Source organism: Thermodesulfobacteriota bacterium, from assembly GCA_040755095.1.
Classification (GTDB): Bacteria; Desulfobacterota; Desulfobulbia; order Desulfobulbales; family JBFMBH01; genus JBFMBH01.
Map to the genome: position 1 here is coordinate 47,227 of JBFMBH010000006.1, position 18,063 is coordinate 65,289.

Consider the following 18,063-nt stretch of genomic DNA (forward strand, 5'->3'; position numbering starts at 1 on the left):
CCTCAGGCCACCGGCAGCCAGCCGCGCTCCCGGCAAGCGGCGAGCACCAGCTCGCCCAGCGCTGCAATGAAGCCGGGCCGCACGTTCAGGGACTCGGTGCGCACCAGGCGCATCCCGAGGCCGTGGGCCAGCTGGCGGTACTGGATATCGATCTCGTGCAGGGTCTCGATGTGGTCCGAGACAAAGCTGACCGGCACCACCACCACGGTGCGGCAGCCGCCGGCGGCCAGCTGCCGCAGGCTGTCCGGGGTGGAGGGGGCGAGCCAGCGCACCGGGCCGCTCCGGCTCTGGAAGGCCAGTTGCCCGGGCCGGCCGGTCAGCTCCTCCACCGCGGCGATGGTGGCCCGGATCTGATCGAGATAGGGATCGCCCTCCTCGATCAGGGCGGCGGGCAGGGAGTGGGCGCTGTACAGAACCGCCGCCGCCGGGTCGGCCGCTGCCTGCCAGGCGGCGGCGATCACCGCCGCCAGCTCCCGGATGTAGCCCGCCTGGGTGGGCCATTCCCGCACCACCGCCAGCTCCAGATCAGGCACCCCCACTTGCAGCTGGCGGGCCAGCTCGCTCAAGGAGGAGCCGGTGGTGGCCCGGGAGAAGTGGGGGTAGAGGGTGAGCGCCACCAGCCGCCGGATGCCGGCCGCCTGCACCTGGGCCAGGCAGGCGCCGGTCCGGGGATGCCAGTAGCGCATGCAGACGAAGGAGCGGAACGGGCCGCAGGGGGCCAGATGCTCCGCCAGGGCCTGCCCCTGGGCAGCGGTGATGCGGGCCAGGGGCGAGCCGCCGATCTCGGCGTAGTTGGCCCGGCTCTTGGGCGCCCGGCGCCAGGCGATCAAACGGGCGATGAGGGGCTGGAGCAGGGCCGGCCCCAGGCGGATGATCTCCCGGTCGGAAAAAAGGTTGACCAGAAAGGGCCGCACCTCCTCGCCCCGCTCCGGGCCGCCCAGATTGAGGAGCAGGATGGCGATGGCCTGGCTGCCGCTGGCTGGGGTCACGGCCGCTACCGCCGGCTCAGGCGATGGACGCAGGCCACCAGGAACTGGGCCTTTTCGGGCGGCGTTTCCGGCAGGATACCGTGGCCGAGGTTGAAGATGTGGCCGCGGGCCTGGCGGCCCTGGTCGAGGATCCGGGCCACCCTCTTTTCCAGCTCCGCCTCCGGCAGCAGGAGGGCGCAAGGGTCCAGATTGCCCTGGATCGCCACCCCCGGCCCCAGCCGCTCCAGGGCCTGGGCGATGTCGAGCCGCCAGTCGAGGCCCAGGACATCGGCGCCGCTGGTCTCGGACAGCTCCAGAAGGCTGGCGCCGTTGTTGGCGAAGTAGATGATCGGCACCGTCACCCCCTGGGCCCGGAGGTCGGCGATGATCCGCTTGACGTAGGGCAGGGCGTAGCGGGCGAAATCCTCCGGACCCAGCACCCCGACCCAGGAGTCGAAAATCTGCAGCGCCTGGGCACCGGCAGACACCTGGGCCGCCAGATACAGGGTGGTGCTGGCGGTGATCCGGTCCAGGAGGGCCGCCCACACCTCCGGGGCGGCGTACATCAGGCGCTTGGTCTCAAAGAAGCTCTTGGACGAGCCGCCCTCGATCACGTAGGTGGCCAGGGTGAAAGGCGCGCCGGCAAAACCGATGAGGGGCACCTTGGCGGCCAGCTCCCGCCGGAGGATGCGGATGGCTTCCAGGACAAAGCCCAGGCGCTCCTCCGGGTCCGGCACCGACAGCCGCCCCACATCGGCCAGCGAGCGCACCACCGGTCCCAGGACCGGTCCCTTCTTCTCATGGAAGGCCAGCTCCATGCCCATGGCCTCGATGGGCACCAGGATGTCGGAAAAGAGGATCGCCGCATCGACGCCCAGGATGTCCACCGGCTGGATCGTCACCTCGGCGGCCAGCTCCGGGGTCTTGCACAGTTCCAGGAAGGAAACCCGATCCCGGACTGTGTGGTAGGCGGGCAGATACCGCCCGGCCTGGCGCATGATCCAGATCGGCGTGTGGGAGACCGCCTCGCCGCGGCAGGCCCGCAGGAAGGTATCGTTCATGACTCGCTCCTCTCCGGTAGGGGGCCGCAGCAGCCCCGGGGATCCCTAGCGGCCGGCGTCGCGGCCCGCCGCTTCCTGGGCCTTCACCAGCTTCAGGGGCAGATAGCCGCAAAACGGCTCCTCGGCCAGGTAGTCACCGCTCATGGCGTAGGCCCGGGCCCGGCAGCCGCCGCAGACATTGACAAACTCGCACGCCCCGCAGCGGCCCCGATAGGATTTGAAATCCCGCAGCTCCTGGAACAGGGACGAGGTCTCCCAGATCTCCTTGAAGGACTGCTCGCGGATGTTGCCCGCCGCCTTGGGGAAGTAGGAGCAGGGCAGCACATTGCCGTCCACGTCAATGAGGCTGATGAGCTGGCCGGCCAGACAACCCTTGGCACCGCCGGTGGAGAACTTGAGGCTGCGGCGCTCGAGCTTCTCGCCCCGGGCCCGGGCCTCTTGCACCACCACCCGGTAGTAATGGGGGGCGCAGGTGGGCCGGACCAGCATCCCGGTCTCGTTCTTCTCCATCTCGTAATGCCAGCGCAACAGCTCCTCGTAGTCCTCCTTGGAGATGAGCTCGGAGAGGATCTCCTCGCCCCGGCCGGTGGGCACGATCATGAACATGTACCAGGCGGTGGCGCCCAGCTCCTTGGCCAGGCGGGCGACCTTGGGAATCTCGGCCTGGTTGCGCTTCGTGAAGGAGGAGTTGATGAGGAAGGGGATGCCGTGCTCCCGGAAGAGGCCGGCGGCCCGCACTGTGCCGTCGAAGGCGCCGGGCTGGCAGCGGAAGTCGTCGTGCACTGGCGCGCTGGCCCCGTCCAGGCTCAGGGACACCATCTTGATGTCCACTTCCTTGATACGGTCGCAGATCTCCGGCGTCACCAGGGTGCCATTGGTGGCCAGGCACATGCGCAAGCCTTTTTGGGTGCCGTAGCGGGCGATCTCGAAGACATCCGGCCGCAGAAGCGGCTCGCCGCCGGAGAGCACCACCACCGGCTGGGCATAGGAGGCGATGTCGTCCAGGACCCGCCGGGCCTCCTCCAGGGAGAAATCCGGGTGGCCCGCCACCTCCAGGGCCGAGGACGAGCGGCAGTGGACACACTTGAGGTTGCAGCGCCGGGTGATCTCCCAGGCGATCCACTTGGGCACAAATTCCACAGGCAGCCTCCAAAGAAGGGCTTGTTACGGCCGGTGAAGGGATCGGGGCTATTTGCCACGGACCGGCCAGGCTGTCAACGAAGGACTGCCCCAGTTTGGCGGCAATTCCGGCCGGTGGCAAGACCATTCCACGGCCCTGGCCCCATGGCCTCGGCCCAGGGGGCGCTGGCGCCATCCTGGTCCCCCAGGTCGCAACCGGCGGCCCCGGTTCTGACCCCATCAGCCGTGGGCGCTGCCCTCGCCGCCCAGCATGGTGGCGATGATGGCGACCAGACGGCCGGCACTGAGGCCTGTCTCGCCGGGCAGGATCGCCGCCGGGGGATAGCGGCGGGCAAGGGTCAGGGCGGCTACCAGGTGCCGCCGGCCGGCCCGGAGGTTCCCCTGTTGGCAGCGCAGATTGCCCAGGGTGAAATGGGCCAGCAGATGCTCCGGGGCCAGGTAGAGACAACGCTCCAGGGCCTTGATCCCCTCGTGCGCCTGTCCCAGCTCCAGGGCAATGCCTGCGGCCAGGTAATGGGCCTCGGGATCGAGACGCTCCAGGGCCAGGGCCCGCTGGCACCAAGTGGCGGCGGCCGCAAGCTGCCCCTTCTTGGCGTGGCAGCGGGCCAGAAGCAGGCAGGCGGCCCGGTCTGCGGCCGGCGGCTCGGCCAGTCCCTCGGCGGCAGCCACCGGCCTCTCCGGTGGCGGTCCCGCTACCGGAGAGGCCGGTCCCTGGGGGCGGAAGATCATCGGGCCATGGCCGGCCAGGGTAAAGAGCCCGGAGGCGAGAAAGAAGGGGGCGTCGGTGGGGCCGGCCACCAGCCAGCCCTCCGGAGCCAGGTTGGCGTGCAGCCTGGCCACCAGGGCTGCCGCCATCTCCGGCTCCCAGTACATGAGAAGATTGCGGCAGAAGATCACATCCTGGTCCTGGCGAGCTGCCGCCTCGTCCGGCAGCGGCGCCTTGGCCAGGTTGCAGTGGCGGAAGGTCACCAGCCGCCGGAGACGGGGGACGATCTCCCAGCGCCCGTTGGCCAGGGGCCGGAAGAAGGTCTGCCGGCTCTCCTCGTCCAGGCCCCGGAAGGACCAGGGGCCATAGACCCCGCGGCTGGCGGTGGCCAGGGCTGCGGCGTTGATGTCGGTGCCCAGGACAGCCACCTGCCAGCCACCCAGCTCGGCCCGATAGCGATCCAGGACCATGGCCAGGGAATAGGCCTCCTCGCCGGTGCTGCAGGCGATGCTCCACAGGCGCAGCCGGCGGCGGCTACCCGCACGGGCGGCCAGCCGCTCCGGCAGGATCTTGTCGGTCAGGGTGGCAAACGACTTGGGCTCTCGGAAGAAGTAGGTCTCGCCCACCGTCAGACAGCCGGTCAGGGCCTCGGCCTCCTCCGGGGTGAGGAGGCCGCTCACGAGGCGGTGCACCAGCCGGTCGCTGTCGCCCTGCCGCAGGAGGTCAGCGGCCTGCACCAGCTGGCGGTCCAGCTCGTCCCAGCGCTCGGGCCGGAACAGGAGGCCCAGGCGGCTGGCCAGAATGCGACTCACCGTCGCCAGCTGAGAATCGGTTGCGTGTCGGGGCATGAGCAGTGCCGAGCCTGGAAGGCCGGCCACAAAGGACTGGACGCCGAACGCGGCTCGTTGCTACACTGCGCTTCGCCGGCATCCAGGGCCGGCCACTGCCGGCCCTCGCCGGATTATCGCACAATGCCCCAGCGACAGACAAGGCGTCCCCAGCCCTGCCGCTCCCCACCCAGCCGCCATGACCCCGCACCCGGCCACCATCCATCTCGCCCTCCTGACCGTCGAGATCTTCATCCCCCACTCCGGCTCCCTGAAGTCGAAGCGAAAGGTCACCTCCAGCCTCAAACGCCGGATCCGCAACGAGTGCAACGCCTCGGTGGCGGAGCTGGGGCTCCTGGAGGAATGGCAGCGCTCGCTCCTCGGAGTAGCGGTTCTGGGCAACGACCGCCGCCTGGTGGACGAGCAGATGAATCTGGTCCGGGGCCTGTTCGACGAGGAGAGCGAGATCGAGATCGTGGCCGCCCGCCTGGAGTGGTGCTAGCCGTGAAGGCCTTCTGGCTGGCCTTCGTGCCCCTGTTCGTGGCCGTGGATGCCCTGGGGGTGCTGCCTTTGTACCTCGGCCTCACCGAGGACCTGGACCAGGCGGCGCGGCGGCGGATCATCAGCCAGTCGGTGGCCACGGCCACCGTGGTGGCCCTGACCTTCCTGGTGGCCGGCACCTGGATCCTGCGCCTTCTGGGGCTCACCATCGCCGACTTCATGATCGCCGGCGGCTGCGTGCTGTTCGCCCTCTCCTTGCGGGATCTCCTCACCGCGGACAAGGCCTTGCGCCAAGTGGACCCGGACAGCCTGGGCGCGGTGCCCATCGGCGTGCCCCTCATCACCGGGCCAGCGGTCCTCACCACCTCCCTTTTGGTCATGCACCAGCACGGCTTTGTCATCGCCGCCCTGGCGGTGGTGACCAACATCCTCATCGCCGGCATCACCTTTCTCTTCGCCGGCGCCATCCACCGGGTCCTGGGCCGAGCCGGCTCCAAGACCCTCTCCAAGATCGCGAGCCTCCTCCTGGCCGCCATCGCGGTCATGATGGTGCGACGGGGCCTGGTGGCCCTGGTCACCGGCAGCGGCAGCCCGTGATGGACCATCTGGACAACATGGACGCCATGGACCGCCGGGCCGGGTCCATCACGTCCATGCTGTCCATGACGTCCATACCGTCCACCTACACCCGGCAGATCAGCCCCTTGAGATAGCTGCCCTCCGGGAAGTGGAGGGTAAAGGGGTGGTCGGCCGGCTGGCCGAGGCGGGCCAGGACCTGGGGGTCCCGGCCGGCGTCCCGGGCCGCCTCGGCGACGATGGCCTCGAAGATCTCCGGGGAGACATGGCCGGAGCAGGAGAAGGTGACCAGGAGGCCGTCCGGCCGCAGGAGCTTCATGGCCAGCAGATTGATGTCCTTGTAGCCCCGGCTGGCAGCAGGCACCTGGCTCGCCGATTCAGCGAACTTGGGGGGATCGAGGATGATGCAGTCAAAGAAGCGGCCCATGTCCCGGAAGCGGCGCAGGGCGACAAAGACATCCGCCTCCAGGCTCTCCAGCCGCTCGGCAGCAAAGCCGTTGTCCCGGGCATGGACGGCGGCCTGGGCCAAGGCAGCGGCCGAGGTCTCCAGGTTGGTGACCCGAGTGGCGCCGCCGGCCAGGGCACTGATGCCGAAAGCGCCGGTGTAGGCGAAGGCGTTGAGCACCTCCCGGCCCGCCGCCAGGGCCGTCACCCGCGCCCGGTTGTCCCGCTGGTCGAGATAGAAGCCGGTCTTGTGGCCGGAGCGCACATCCACCTGGAAGCGGCAGGGGCCCTCGACGATGGGGATCCAAGCTGGCGGCTCCTCGCCGGCCAGGAGCCCCACCCGGGGCGCCAACCCCTCCTTGGCCCGCACCCCGGCGTCGGAGCGCTCGAAGATCCCGGCCACCGGCACCAGCGCCCCCAGGGTGTCGACGATGGTCGCCCGCCACGCCTCGGGGCCGGCCGCCAGCAGCTGGCAGACCAGAAAATCGCCATAGCGGTCCACCACCAGGCCGGGCAGGCCATCGCCTTCCCCGTTGACCAGCCGATACGCCGTCGCGTCGTCCCGGCTGGCCAGATCCTGCCGGCGCGCCAGGCAGCGCGCCAGACGTCGCTGCCAGAAGGCGTCGTCGATGGCCTCCACCGGGTCCAGGCTCCACAGCCGCACCAGGATCTGGGAAAGGGGGGAATAGGCCCCCCGGCCCAGGAGCCGGCCGTCTGCGGCCACCACCTTCACGGTGGCGCCGGCGGCGGGCTCCCCGTCCACCCGCGCCACAGCGCCGGAGAAGATCCAGGGATGGCGGCGCCGGACGCTCTTGTCCCGGCCTGGCTTCAGAACCACCTGTGCCATGCGGCTTGCTCCTGTACGCAACGGATTCTAGCCCTGGCTGCCGCCAGGATCCGTGGTGCCCGGTCTGGAGGCGGCTCCGGCCGGGGGATGGGCGGCTCCCCGCCGGCGCCACAGCAGGGTGAGCAGAAGCAGGACCAGGGCGCCGGCGATGAGCCAGGCGTCCAGGCGACCGGAGGCGGCCAGGGCGCGGCTGATCTGGGGCCAGCCCCGGCGGCCGGTCGCCCAGTAGACCTCCAGGGGCCAGAAGAAGGAGATCGGGATGCCGCTCCACAAAACGTCGGCGGCCAGATGGGAAAGGACCACCGCCACCGCTGCCACCGGATCGAGACTCGCCCTCCCGCTGGCCCGGCGCCACAGCCACGCCGTCCCCAGACCCAGGACCAGGGCAAAGAGCAGGGAGTGGGTGGGCCCCCGGTGGAAGGCCAGGGCGTTGTCCCGCAGCACCAGCCCAGCCAGGATGTCCACATCCGGCAGGTTGGCCAGGACCGCCACGGCGCCGGCAACAGCCCAGGACCAGGGCCGGCGCCGGAGCAGGCTTGCCAGCCGATAGGCCAGAAGGCCCACGGCCGCATGTCCGAGGGGCATGGGCATGGGCGTCGCGTCATCCGGATGGTGGGGGGAATCCTTCCGGCATTGTACACTCTCTCCTGGCCGGCACCAAACCCTATCCCCGGCCACCCTTGACCATGGACCGTTTTGCGCCCGCCCTGCCCCCGGCTCTCCCTATCCTGCCCCTGCTGCCGGAGCTGACCGTCACCCTGGCTGACTATCAGTCCGCCGTGCTGGCGGCGCCGCCGGGTGCCGGCAAGACCACCGCCGTGCCCCTGGCCCTGCTCGCCGCCCCCTGGTTGGCGGGCCGGAAGATCCTGCTCCTGGAGCCGCGTCGTCTGGCCGCCCGCGCTGCCGCGGCCCGCATGGCCGAGCTGCTGACTGAGCCGGTGGGTGCCACGGTGGGCTTTTGCATCCGCTTTGAAACAAAGGTGTCTGCGGGCACGCGCATCGAGGTCCTGACCGAAGGGGTGCTCACCCGCCGCCTGCAAAGCGATCCGGAGCTGGCCGGCGTGGGCCTGGTGATCTTCGATGAATTCCACGAGCGCTCTCTGGAGGCCGATCTCGGCCTTGCCCTCTGTCTGGATGTTCAGGAGGTCTTGCGGCCAGACTTGCGCCTGCTGGTCATGTCCGCCACCCTGGATACGGCGGCGGTGGCCGGCCTTCTGGGCGGGGCCCCGGTCCTCGCCGCCCAGGGTCGGGCCTTTCCGGTGACGATCCAGCATCTGCCCGAGGGGGTGGCCCTGGCCTTGCCGGAGCGTCGCCAGGACCTGGCCCGCCAGACCGCGGCCGGAATCCGGCAGCTCCTGGCCGAGACCACCGGTGATCTTCTGGCCTTTCTTCCCGGCGGCGGCGAGATCCGGGCCACCATGGCCGAGCTGGCCGCACGGCCCCAGGAAGGCCTCCTCACCGCCCCCCTCTACGGCGATCTGCCCCGGATCGATCAGGAGCGGGCCCTCATGCCTGACCCTGGTGGCCGGCGGCGGGTGGTCCTGGCCTCGGCCATTGCCGAGACCAGCCTGACCATCGAGGGCGTGGAGGGGGTGGTGGACTGCGGCTGGACCAGGGCGCCCCGCTTCGATGCCAACCGCGGCCTCGGCCGCCTGGTGACGGTGCGGGTCTCCCAGGCCGAGGCCAGCCAGCGGGCCGGCCGGGCGGGCCGCCTGGGGCCGGGCCGCTGCCTGCGCCTCTGGCCCGCCTCCCTCACCCCCAGCCTGCGGCCGGACCGGCTGCCGGAGATGCTGGCCAGCGATCTGGCCGGCCTGGCCCTGGAGCTGGCGGCTTGGGGGGTTCATGACCCTTCGGCCCTGCGCTGGCTGGATCCGCCACCGGCCGCGGCCTGGGAGCAGGGCCGGGCGCTCCTCGCCGAGCTGGGTGCCCTGGATGCTGCGGGCCAGCTCACGGCGCGCGGCCGCGCCATGGCCCGGCTGCCGGCCGAGCCCCGGCTGGCCAGCCTGCTCCTGGCTGCGGCCCAGTGGGGTGTCCCTGCCCTGGGCTGCGACCTGGCGGCCATCTTATCCGAGCGGGATCTGCTGCTGCCCACCGCCCAACCCCGGCCCTGCGACCTGGAGCTGCGGCTGCAGGCCCTGGCGGCCTTCCGCCAACAAGGCGGTGCCGCGGCCCGCTCCCGGGGCGCCGACCCGGAGGCCTGCCGCCGGGTCACCCAGGCCAGCCGCGCCTGGGAGCGGCTGTTGCCGGCAAGGCAGGGCGAATCCGACCGGTCAGACGCGTCCGACCCGTCCGACAAGGCGTCCCGCCCTGGTGCCCTTCTCGCTGCTGCCTTCCCGGACCGGGTGGCCAGGCTGCGGCCCGGCCGGCGGCACCACTTCACCCTGGCCGCCGGCCGCGGGGCGGTCCTGCCGCCCCATGATCCGCTGGCTGGCCACGAATTCCTGGTGGTGCCGGCTCTGGATGCTGGCCGCAGCGAGGGCCGCATCTTCCTGGCGGCCGAGGTCCACGCCGGCGAGCTGCGGTCTGTGCTGGAAGAACGGATTGAGGTCGCCGAGGAGGTGCGCTGGGACGACGGCCTGGCCGCGGCGGTCGGCCGGCGGGAGGAGCGGCTGGGCGCCGTCGTGCTCGCCAGCCTCCCCCTGGCAAGGCCGGAGCCCGCGGCCCTGGCCGCCTGCCTCCTGGCCCAGCTGACCCGGCTGGGACCGGGCGCCCTGCCCTTCAGCCCGGCGGCCCGGGAGCTCCAGGCCCGGGTGCTGTCGCTCCGGGCCTGGCGGCCGGCCGAAGGCTGGCCGGATCTGAGCGACCAGGCCCTGGGCCAGGAGCTGGCCGGCTGGCTGGGACCGGCCCTTGCGGGCCTGGCCTCCCTGGCCGACCTTGCCCGCCTGGATCTGGCGGCCCTTCTCGCCGGCCGCCTGACCTGGGAAGAGCGCCAGCGCCTTGTGACCGGTGCCCCCACCCATCTGACGGTGCCCAGCGGCAGCCGCCGGCGCCTTGCCTACCAGCCCGGCGGGCCGCCGGTTCTGGCCGTCCGCCTCCAGGAGCTGTTCGGGCTCGCCGCCACCCCCACGGTCTGCTGGGGCCAGGTGCCGGTGATGCTCCACCTCCTCTCCCCGGCCGGCCGGCCCATCCAGGTCACCCAGGACCTGGCCGGCTTCTGGGCCCGCACCTACCCGGAGGTGCGCCGGGAGCTCCGGGGCCGCTACCCCCGCCATCCCTGGCCCGAGGATCCCTGGCGCGCGCCGCCCACCAGCCGCGCCCAGCCCCGGCCGCGCCGGTAGCCCGCCCCGCCCTATCGGGGGAATACCCGGCCTTCCGTGAGCACAATGCCCTGGCTGAGGTCGCCCACCCGGATGACGAATTCCCCGGCCTCGGCCCGCCAGTGCAGCTCGCGGTCCACCAAGGCCAGATCCCGGGGGGAGAGGGTGAGGGTCAGACGCCGGCTCTCGCCAGGCGCGAGCCGGATCTTCCGGAAGGCCTTGAGCCGCTTCACCGCGGGCGCGACGCTGGCCACCAGGTCGCTGGCATAGACCTGCACCACCTCGAAGCCGGGCCGCCGGCCGGTATTGAGCACCTCCACCGCGACGGTCAAGGTGCCGTCCGGGCCCAGCTGCCGGGGCGAGACCTCCAGATGCCGGTAGGCAAAGGTGGTGTGGGCCAGGCCGGCGCCAAAGGGGTACAGGCAGTCGAAGGCATAATCCTCCGAGATCCGGTGGTCGTAGGTGGCGAGCCCATTGGGCCCCCGGGGATAGGTGAAGGGCAGCCGGCCCGCGGGCTCGGCATCGCCGAACAGCACCTCGGCCACTGCCCGGCCGCCCTCGTTGCCGGGCAGATACGCCTGGAGCACCGCCGCCATGGCGGGCTCGATGGCGGTGATGATCCGGGGCCGCCCCTGGGCCAGAACCAGCACCGTGGGCTTGCCCAGGGCAGCCAGCATCCTGGCCAGCTCCAGCTGCGCCGCCGGCAGGGTGAGATCGTCGATGTTGCCGAAGTTCTCGGCATAGGCCGGCTCGCCCAGGCAGAGGATGATGGCGTCCACCCCGTCCGCCGCGGCCGCCACCGCCTCCGGGTCCACGGCCCCGTCTTCCCGCCAGGGCAGATGCCGTGCCCGCTCGCCGCCCACCTGGGCGCGGATGGCATCGAGGATGGTCACCCCGTCCGGCAGATAGCGATCGGTCTCCGCCCCCTGCCAGGTGTAGCTCCAGCCGCCGTTCAGGGGCGCCATGGCGTCCGCCGCCGGACCGGCCACCAGGAGCCGGCCGCTCTTGGCCAGGGGCAGGACCCCGCCCTGGTTCTTCAGAAGGGTCAGGGAGGCGACCGCTGCCTCCAGGGCGACCTGGCGATGGGCCGGGGAGGCATAGGCCGGGTACTGCTCGGCCGGATGGATCGGGGTCGCGAACAGGCCCAGACGGGCCTTGAAGGCAAGGATGCGGCGGACGGCATCGTCGATTCTGGCCTCGGCCACCCGCCCCTCCCGCACCAGGGTGACCAGCTCCTGGGCGTGCTCGACATCGAACGGCACCATGGCCAGATCGACCCCGGCAGCGGTCGCCAGGGCGATGGCCTCCTTGCGGCTCGCAGCCGCCCGGTGGTGGGCGTAGATGTTCTCCACCGAGCCCCAGTCCGACACCGCCACGCCGGCAAAGCCCAGCTCGTCCTTCAAAAGGCCCTGCACCAGCCCCGGATCGGCATGGACCGGCAGGCCGTCGATATCCGCCAGGCTCAGGACCACGGCTTGCGCTCCGGCGGCCATCCCCTGGACAAAGGGCGGCAGGAACAGCTCCTGCAAGGCCCGCCGGCTGACGCTCACCGTGGTGCGGTCCTTGCCGGAGACCGGGATGGTGTAGCCCAGGAAATGCTTGAGGGTCGCCCCCACCCGGTGGGGCTGGGCCGGGTCCTGGCCCTGGAGACCCCGCACAAAGGCGGCGGTCAGCTCGCCGGCCAGGAAGGTATCCTCGCCAAAGGTCTCGAAGAACCGGGAGTGCACCGGGCTTCTGCCCGGCTCGGCAGTGGGGGCGAACACCCAGGGGATGCCCTGGGCCCGGGTCTCGTAGGCGCTGATCCGGGCCACCCGCTCCACCAGCTCCGGATCCCAGGTGGCCGCCAGGCCGATCTGCTGGGGAAACGAGGTGGCCTCCTGGGCGTAGGTCATGCCGTGCACGGCATCGATGCCATAGAGCACCGGGATCCCCAGTCGGGTGCCCCTGGCCAGCTCCTGGATCTCGGCGATCATCTGCCGCCAGTGCTCCCGGGGGAAGGCATGGTGGCCGATGTTGAAGAGGGCGCCCACGTGGTGCTCGACAATGGCCCGCTGCAGCCGCTCCGGATCCAGCTCGTGGGGCTCCGCCGGGCTGAAGGGCAGCTGCCCCTTGGATACGGCGTTCAGGGTCAGCATGGTCATCTGCCCCACCTTCTCCGGGAGGGTCATAGCCGCCAGCAGGGCCTCGATATCCGGGCCCGGGCCGGCGGCGGCGCTGGCCGGGCCGGCAAGGGTGAGGGCCAGGATCAAAACGACAGGGAAAGTCTCCTTCGTGCGCATAGCTCCCTCCTCATGTTTATGGGGAGAGCATCTCTTAACGAGCAAAGGAAGCGACTGTCAAGCCTGACGATGGCACATTACCGCCTGGATGGTAGACCGTTCCACCGTGGGAAGGTCAAGATGATCTCCATCGCCAGCCATACCAAACCCAGCACTGACCACGTTGTTCTTCTCCCAGAGATCTGACTTTGTCATTGACAACCAATCAATGACTCTATTATGAGTTCTGCTCGTGGAGTAGGAACAGTGTCAGTTATTGTCTTTCTTACCGCGTAGGGGGCGCGTCAATGCCATGACAGGATGTCCACTCCTTCAGATCATCACCGGTGGCGGCTCCAAGGGCCTCCAGGGGGTGCTCGCCGATCTTGTCGCGCATGCGGCCGACAAGCTGGGGCCTGCCTCATGCCAGAGCTATCTCCTCGATGGGGCCTCGGGAACCCTCAAGCCTGAGGCCTCTTGGCCACCCGAAGCCGACATTCCTCCGGCGGAGCCACCTTCCGAAGTGGCGGAGGCATACCGGGCAGAGCGCCTAGTCGCGGGGCGGCAGGGCGTCGCAATGCCGCTTCCTGCCGGCAGGAAGGTGATCGGGGCGCTCCACTTCTCCTTCCAGCCACCGGCGACCGCCCGCGGCACAGCGCGCATCCAACCCGAGGCAAGCACTGCCCAGGTCAAAGCAACGGCGGACTTCCTCGCGTCGCTCTGGGAGCCGCATGTCCGAGAGGCGATGTGGGAAAGGGTCCTGTTCTCGACCTGGGAGGAGATCCAGCTGGCAGGCGAAGGACCACTGGCCCTCAAGGAGGCGGTGGACCGCTTTGTGGAGGAGTTTCGGCAGGCGTTTGACGACTCCGTGTGGTCGCCGCCTGACATGCTCTACCTCCAGCTGGTCGACCAGCACCAGCGGGCGATCCGAACCGTGCGCGGCTTCGGGATGCCGCTGAGCTTCGAATTCCTGCCTGCCCACCCGCTGGCCACCGGGGACGCCCAGGCCAAGCTGGACATCCAGGCCGACGTGGTACACCATCTGCGACCGGAATTCATTGTCGGCAACGACTGCCAGCGCTTCGACCAGCGGATCTTCTTCCAGTATGGCCATGAGAGGTTCAGCAGGTTCTGGTTCCCCCTCTTCCCCCTGCTCGCTTTGCCACGCGCCAGCGACGATGTCGACGCCATCGAGGCTTATCTCCAAAACGCATTGGCCTGGCCGGACGAAAAGCAAGGTAGTGGGTTTGTCAGTCAGGCCGCGAATTGGGTCGCCCGCCCACCCCCGCCCGCAGATCTGGTGCTCGGCACAGTGGAGATCGGTTACCTCCGGAAGAGTCCAGACCGGCTGCGCCTGGATCCCTGGACACCTGAGCAGGGAACCCGGGCCATGGCCACGGGACTCTTCTTTGCCAACCGTCTGTTCCGGGCCACCCAAGCAGGCGCCCTGGAGAGAATCGGCAGCGCCCTTGCCCTGGTGAGGCCCGGGCGGACGCACGCCCTGCAACTCCATGTCACGAACGGCCGCAAGGTTGAGACGCGGGAATACCCTGCCCCTGCTCCCTGGGGGGTGGCCATTGCCCGGGCCACGGATGGCCCAGCACCACAGCGGGACCAGCCGCCTCTGCGCCGTTCGTGCACAGTGGTCTTTGAACAGCCCGGACAAGCCGCTGTGGCCGATGCTGGGGTGACCGCGGACCTCTGCCAGGAAATCGACCAGCGGGTGAGCCGGGCCGCAGACGTGGCCTCCCACCTTTTCCGGGGCTTCTTCTATCCCCAGGAGTTGGTGGTGCCAGACCGGAACCCCAGTGCCATGGGCCTGCGGGTCAAGGACGAGACGGTGTTGTCGGTCTGCGAGGAGGCCGCCGTGATGGCTGGTGCGGTCTGCTGCCTGGCCTATTTCTTCGCGCCTGGGGAGGACACCCCGTCCTTGCGACGCCCTCCCACAGTCTGGGGGGAGATGCCCCGGCAGCCGTCCGACTTCCGGACGAGGGTTGACGCCGAGGCGGAAGAAGTGGCTGCAGGCCGAACCTCCCGTTACGACGTGGCCATCGGCCACGGCACCGGCTCATCCTGCCTGACCATGCTGCCCCTGGAGCTGTCCGAGGCGACCACCGGGGTGCTGGCTCTCATCCACCAGCCAGGAAACAGCTCTCCCATCCCTGTCCTCCGCGCTGATCTCGAAAGAAGGATTCCCCGGTGGGTCTACCGCCTGCACATCCTCCACCTCGTCTCGCACAGTCGGTTTCTTGCCCTTACCACCAGCCTCCGGAAGGAGATCGCGGAGGCCTACAGGAACTTCACCAATGGCCATCGGAACGTGCGGCTTTTCATCGAAGACGTCGTCCGCAAAAGCGTCCAGCTCATCAAGCCGGTCGCCGCCTGGATCACTGACCCCAGGACCACTCCCCAGGCCGGCCCCAGCCGCATCTATCGACACTGGTGCATTCCCAACGGCACCGCTGACCCTCCCCGGATCTTCAACCACCTCTTTGCCCCAGCCACCCCCTCGGGTCCGTGTCAGGAGGCCTGTACGACCGGACGGCCGGTCATCTGCAGCGGCGGCGACAAGAAGACCAGGATCCGGAGCTTCATTACGGCTCTGGAGCAGGAGGCCAAGCAGCAACATGAGGGCGGGGAACGTGATATCGCCAACCGCCTCCGGCGGTTTGCCAGTGCCGTCGACCACGCCGAAGGGGAGTCCACCATCGTCACCATCCCGCTGGCCAGGCGGCCAGAAGAGAAGGGCAGCCTCAAACCCACCTTCACCTGGCTTCTCCAGGGTGACCTCCATTCCGACGAGGACCAACAGCTCCTGCTGCTCGAGCTCGGGGAGGTGCTAGCCGAGACCCTCCATCAGGCCCAGGGCATTGAAAGGCAGGAATACGAAGAGCGTTCCCAGGAACAATTGGATGCCCTGGGCCACAACCTAGCCATGCAGGGAGGCTGTGACGACGCCTTTGGCGCCTGGCTCCAATGGCTCGCTGGCAAGAAGTGGCCTTGCCTGGGGCGGGACGTAGTCATCTGGCTGTTCTCCGCCAACGCCAAGACCCTGGTGGCCCGTTCCTGCAGGGGCCAGGCTCTTGAAGCACTACATCAGGCAGGGAATCTGGAGGTGATCGATCTGACGGATCATCCGCTGGCCCACGACAAGATTGACGCGGCCCGGATAGGGAGCTGGCCACTCGGGTCATCCATGCTGTGGTCAATGCCACTCCAGTACCACAACAGAACCCCGGGCCGGCGCCTGCTCGCCGCATACGCCAAGAAGACCGACGGGAACCACCTGGTTTCCTTTCCCATGGTGGATGCCACGGGCCAGGTCTTCGGGGTGGTGGATTGTCTTCGTTCCGAACTGTTCGAGGTCGAAGAGGAGAAGGTCCTGGGGCACATGCTGCGCCGGGTGACGGGAATCTTCCTTGCCAAGATTACCGAGCTCCGCCTGCGACGGAGCAGAGAAACCATCAACGAGCTTTTCGCAGACACGAAAAAATTTCTCCTCGATTTCCAGGCCGAGCAGGCGTGCAAGAGCCTGGTGGAAGGCATTCGTAAGTTCTTCCAGTGCGAACATTGCGATCTCTTTTTCGCGGATCAGGCAGAGGCCATGGCCCTGCTGGCCACCACCAGGGAGCAGGGCCCAGTCACTGATTCGGATCGCTTCCGCTTCCGAATCCTCGCTTATGGGGAGGACGACGAGATCCTGGCCCGTTGTCTTCGCAATGGCGCGGCAGACATCCAACACCGAAGGGAGGGCACAAAGCCCTCCCGTGCCACCCAGCTGTCAGAGGACCTTGGCGTCCTCCTGGGCGGAGCGCTTTCTGCCGAGCGGCTGGTCATGCCGCTCCTGGACACCGCGCGTGGAGGGAAGAGGTGTGTAGGTCTCCTGCACCTGGAGAATCCGCAGCAGCGGGAACAGCAGGTGCTCGACGGCCAGCAGCAAAAGACCAGAGTCTTGAAGCGAAGCTGTCGCTTCACAGCCGAGGACCTGCGGCTGGCCGAGGAGATGGCCCCTGCCCTGCAACGGATCCTCCTTACCATCGCGCTGTCAGAGAAACAGGTCTGGCTCATCCGGGACGTCATGCACTCCCTGGGGCACCCCCTGCAAACCCTCCGCGATGAGGTGCAGGGCCTGCTCCTGGCACTGACCAGAGGCGGGGAGGTGCCGTATCTGGAACTCCAATCCATGAATGATCGGGTGGAATGGGCCTTCCAGTTCGTCCACGATGCCCGGGACCGCTGGACCTTCTTCACTACCCCCCGATCCCCCGATCACCGATGGACCTATGAGAGCGTGAACCTCAAGGACTTTGTCCAGAGATGCTGCGACTCCATGGCCTCAGTGGCCAAGCGTGGCCGAAACCGCATCGCCTATGCCGACCTGAAGGCGATCCGGCCTATCCAGGCAGTCCCCGAATGGCTCCGGATTGCCGTCATCAACCTCCTGGAGAATGCCTGCAAGTACTCCTGGCAGGACGGCGAGGTGGCTGTTGCCTTGGATGAATCGGATGATGGCACCATCCGCGTGCAGATCAGGAACTGGGGGATCGGCATCCCGGCGGAAGACCGGGAAAGGATCTTCCAGCCCTACTACCGGTCCCGGGTTCCGGACGCCAGGGGAACCCGGCCCGGGACTGGCATCGGCCTTGCCATTGTCAGGGAGGCCGTCGAAAACATCCACCGAGGCAAGATTCTGGTGGAAAGTGTCCCTGTCAGGGAAGAACCAGCCGGCCGCACCTCGGAAACGGGGCCGGCCCCAGGCCGGGTCGAGCATTGCACCACCTTCACCATCGCGCTTGACCGGGCAACACTGGCGAACCTGGCGGAACAGAACCCCACCGATGAAGGAGAAGCCTGATGGCCGCGCCACCGTCGAAACGAATCCTGATCGTTGAGGATGAGCCTGATCTGCGGGACAAGCTCAAGGGCTTGCTGACCAAGTACCAGGCCTTCCAGATCCTGGAAGCCGCGGATGCTAGGCAGGCGCAGGACATCGTTCAAGAGCCTGGCCAGCGGCTGGCGGCAGTTATCCTGGACATCATGCTCTCCTATGGCACCCCGTCGCCCAATCTCGGGCAGGACAATGATCCGGACATGGTGGACACCGGGGTGCGGTTGCTGCAGTGGCTGCGGGAGACCGTCCAGGACCGATCCGTCTGGGTCGCCGTCACCACCTCTCGGGTCAACCCCCGGCTTGTCTCGAGAGTTCGATCGCTCCTGGGCCGCCGGGGCAAGATCTATCCCAAGCCATACAACCGTCTGCTCCTCGAGCACGACCTGGCCCTGGTGCTCGGGGAGGGAAGCCAGGTTCCGGCTGTCCTGATCCCGGTCGACTACTCGCCTCCCAGCCATGAGTCGGAGTAGGAATCATGGTCGCCCACGACCCCCTCCACAGATCCGGACGAGCGGATTTCCCGCATCCGGCTCTTGCCTCAGGTGATGACGCCAAGGCGCCGCAGAGGGTAGGGATGGCAGATACGC

At 68.9% G+C, this 18,063-nt stretch carries 12 protein-coding genes; 5 read left to right on the top strand and 7 right to left on the bottom strand.

What is annotated here, in order from left to right; genetic code table 11:
- Positions 1 to 2 precede the first annotated feature (2 nt).
- From hemH to AB1634_02335, 4 genes are all read right to left on the bottom strand, one after another.
- Positions 3 to 989, bottom strand: coding sequence for a ferrochelatase (gene hemH / locus AB1634_02320; GenBank protein MEW6218350.1), 987 nt, complete (start codon positions 987 to 989; stop codon positions 3 to 5).
- Positions 990 to 994: 5 nt separating this feature from the next.
- Positions 995 to 2,029, bottom strand: a complete 1,035-nt coding sequence (gene hemE, locus AB1634_02325; GenBank protein MEW6218351.1) for a uroporphyrinogen decarboxylase — start codon at positions 2,027 to 2,029, stop codon at positions 995 to 997.
- A 45-nt stretch (positions 2,030 to 2,074) separates the two neighbouring features.
- Entirely contained in the window at positions 2,075 to 3,169 is a 1,095-nt protein-coding gene (locus tag AB1634_02330) for a radical SAM protein (GenBank protein ID MEW6218352.1), read from the bottom strand.
- A gap of 219 nt (positions 3,170 to 3,388) precedes the next feature.
- Complete coding sequence (locus AB1634_02335) at positions 3,389 to 4,723, bottom strand: CheR family methyltransferase (protein ID MEW6218353.1); 1,335 nt, start codon at positions 4,721 to 4,723, stop codon at positions 3,389 to 3,391.
- Positions 4,724 to 4,901: 178 nt separating this feature from the next.
- Here AB1634_02335 and AB1634_02340 point away from each other — a divergent pair, with 178 nt between their 5' ends.
- Together AB1634_02340 and AB1634_02345 are read left to right on the top strand one after the other, a co-directional pair.
- The gene (locus AB1634_02340; GenBank protein ID MEW6218354.1) at positions 4,902 to 5,204 is read left to right on the top strand and encodes a DUF503 domain-containing protein; all 303 of its coding nucleotides are present in this window, start codon (positions 4,902 to 4,904) and stop codon (positions 5,202 to 5,204) included.
- A gap of 2 nt (positions 5,205 to 5,206) precedes the next feature.
- Positions 5,207 to 5,800, top strand: coding sequence for a MarC family protein (locus AB1634_02345; protein ID MEW6218355.1), 594 nt, complete (start codon positions 5,207 to 5,209; stop codon positions 5,798 to 5,800).
- 85 nt (positions 5,801 to 5,885) lie between these two features.
- Here the strand turns inward: AB1634_02345 and AB1634_02350 are convergent, their stop codons facing one another.
- Entirely contained in the window at positions 5,886 to 7,070 is a 1,185-nt protein-coding gene (locus AB1634_02350) for a class I SAM-dependent methyltransferase (protein ID MEW6218356.1), read from the bottom strand.
- Between the two features lie 27 nt (positions 7,071 to 7,097).
- Entirely contained in the window at positions 7,098 to 7,661 is a 564-nt protein-coding gene (locus AB1634_02355; protein MEW6218357.1) for a metal-dependent hydrolase, read from the bottom strand.
- Between the two features lie 95 nt (positions 7,662 to 7,756).
- Here AB1634_02355 and hrpB point away from each other — a divergent pair, with 95 nt between their 5' ends.
- Positions 7,757 to 10,348 carry an ATP-dependent helicase HrpB gene (gene hrpB, locus AB1634_02360; GenBank protein MEW6218358.1) on the top strand — a complete coding sequence of 864 codons (2,592 nt, stop codon included), beginning with the start codon at positions 7,757 to 7,759 and terminating at the stop codon, positions 10,346 to 10,348.
- An 11-nt stretch (positions 10,349 to 10,359) separates the two neighbouring features.
- On the opposite strand, the gene AB1634_02365 is transcribed toward hrpB, so the two are convergent.
- A complete protein-coding gene (locus AB1634_02365; protein ID MEW6218359.1) occupies positions 10,360 to 12,606 on the bottom strand; it encodes a glycoside hydrolase family 3 N-terminal domain-containing protein in 2,247 nt (748 codons plus the stop codon).
- Between the two features lie 724 nt (positions 12,607 to 13,330).
- Here AB1634_02365 and AB1634_02370 point away from each other — a divergent pair.
- On the top strand, positions 13,331 to 17,440 hold the full coding sequence (locus AB1634_02370) for a HAMP domain-containing sensor histidine kinase (GenBank protein MEW6218360.1): 4,110 nt from the start codon (positions 13,331 to 13,333) through the stop codon (positions 17,438 to 17,440).
- Positions 17,440 to 17,946, top strand: coding sequence for a hypothetical protein (locus tag AB1634_02375; protein MEW6218361.1), 507 nt, complete (start codon positions 17,440 to 17,442; stop codon positions 17,944 to 17,946). Before AB1634_02370 ends, AB1634_02375 begins: the two co-directional genes overlap by 1 nt.
- Positions 17,947 to 18,063: the final 117 nt, after the last annotated feature.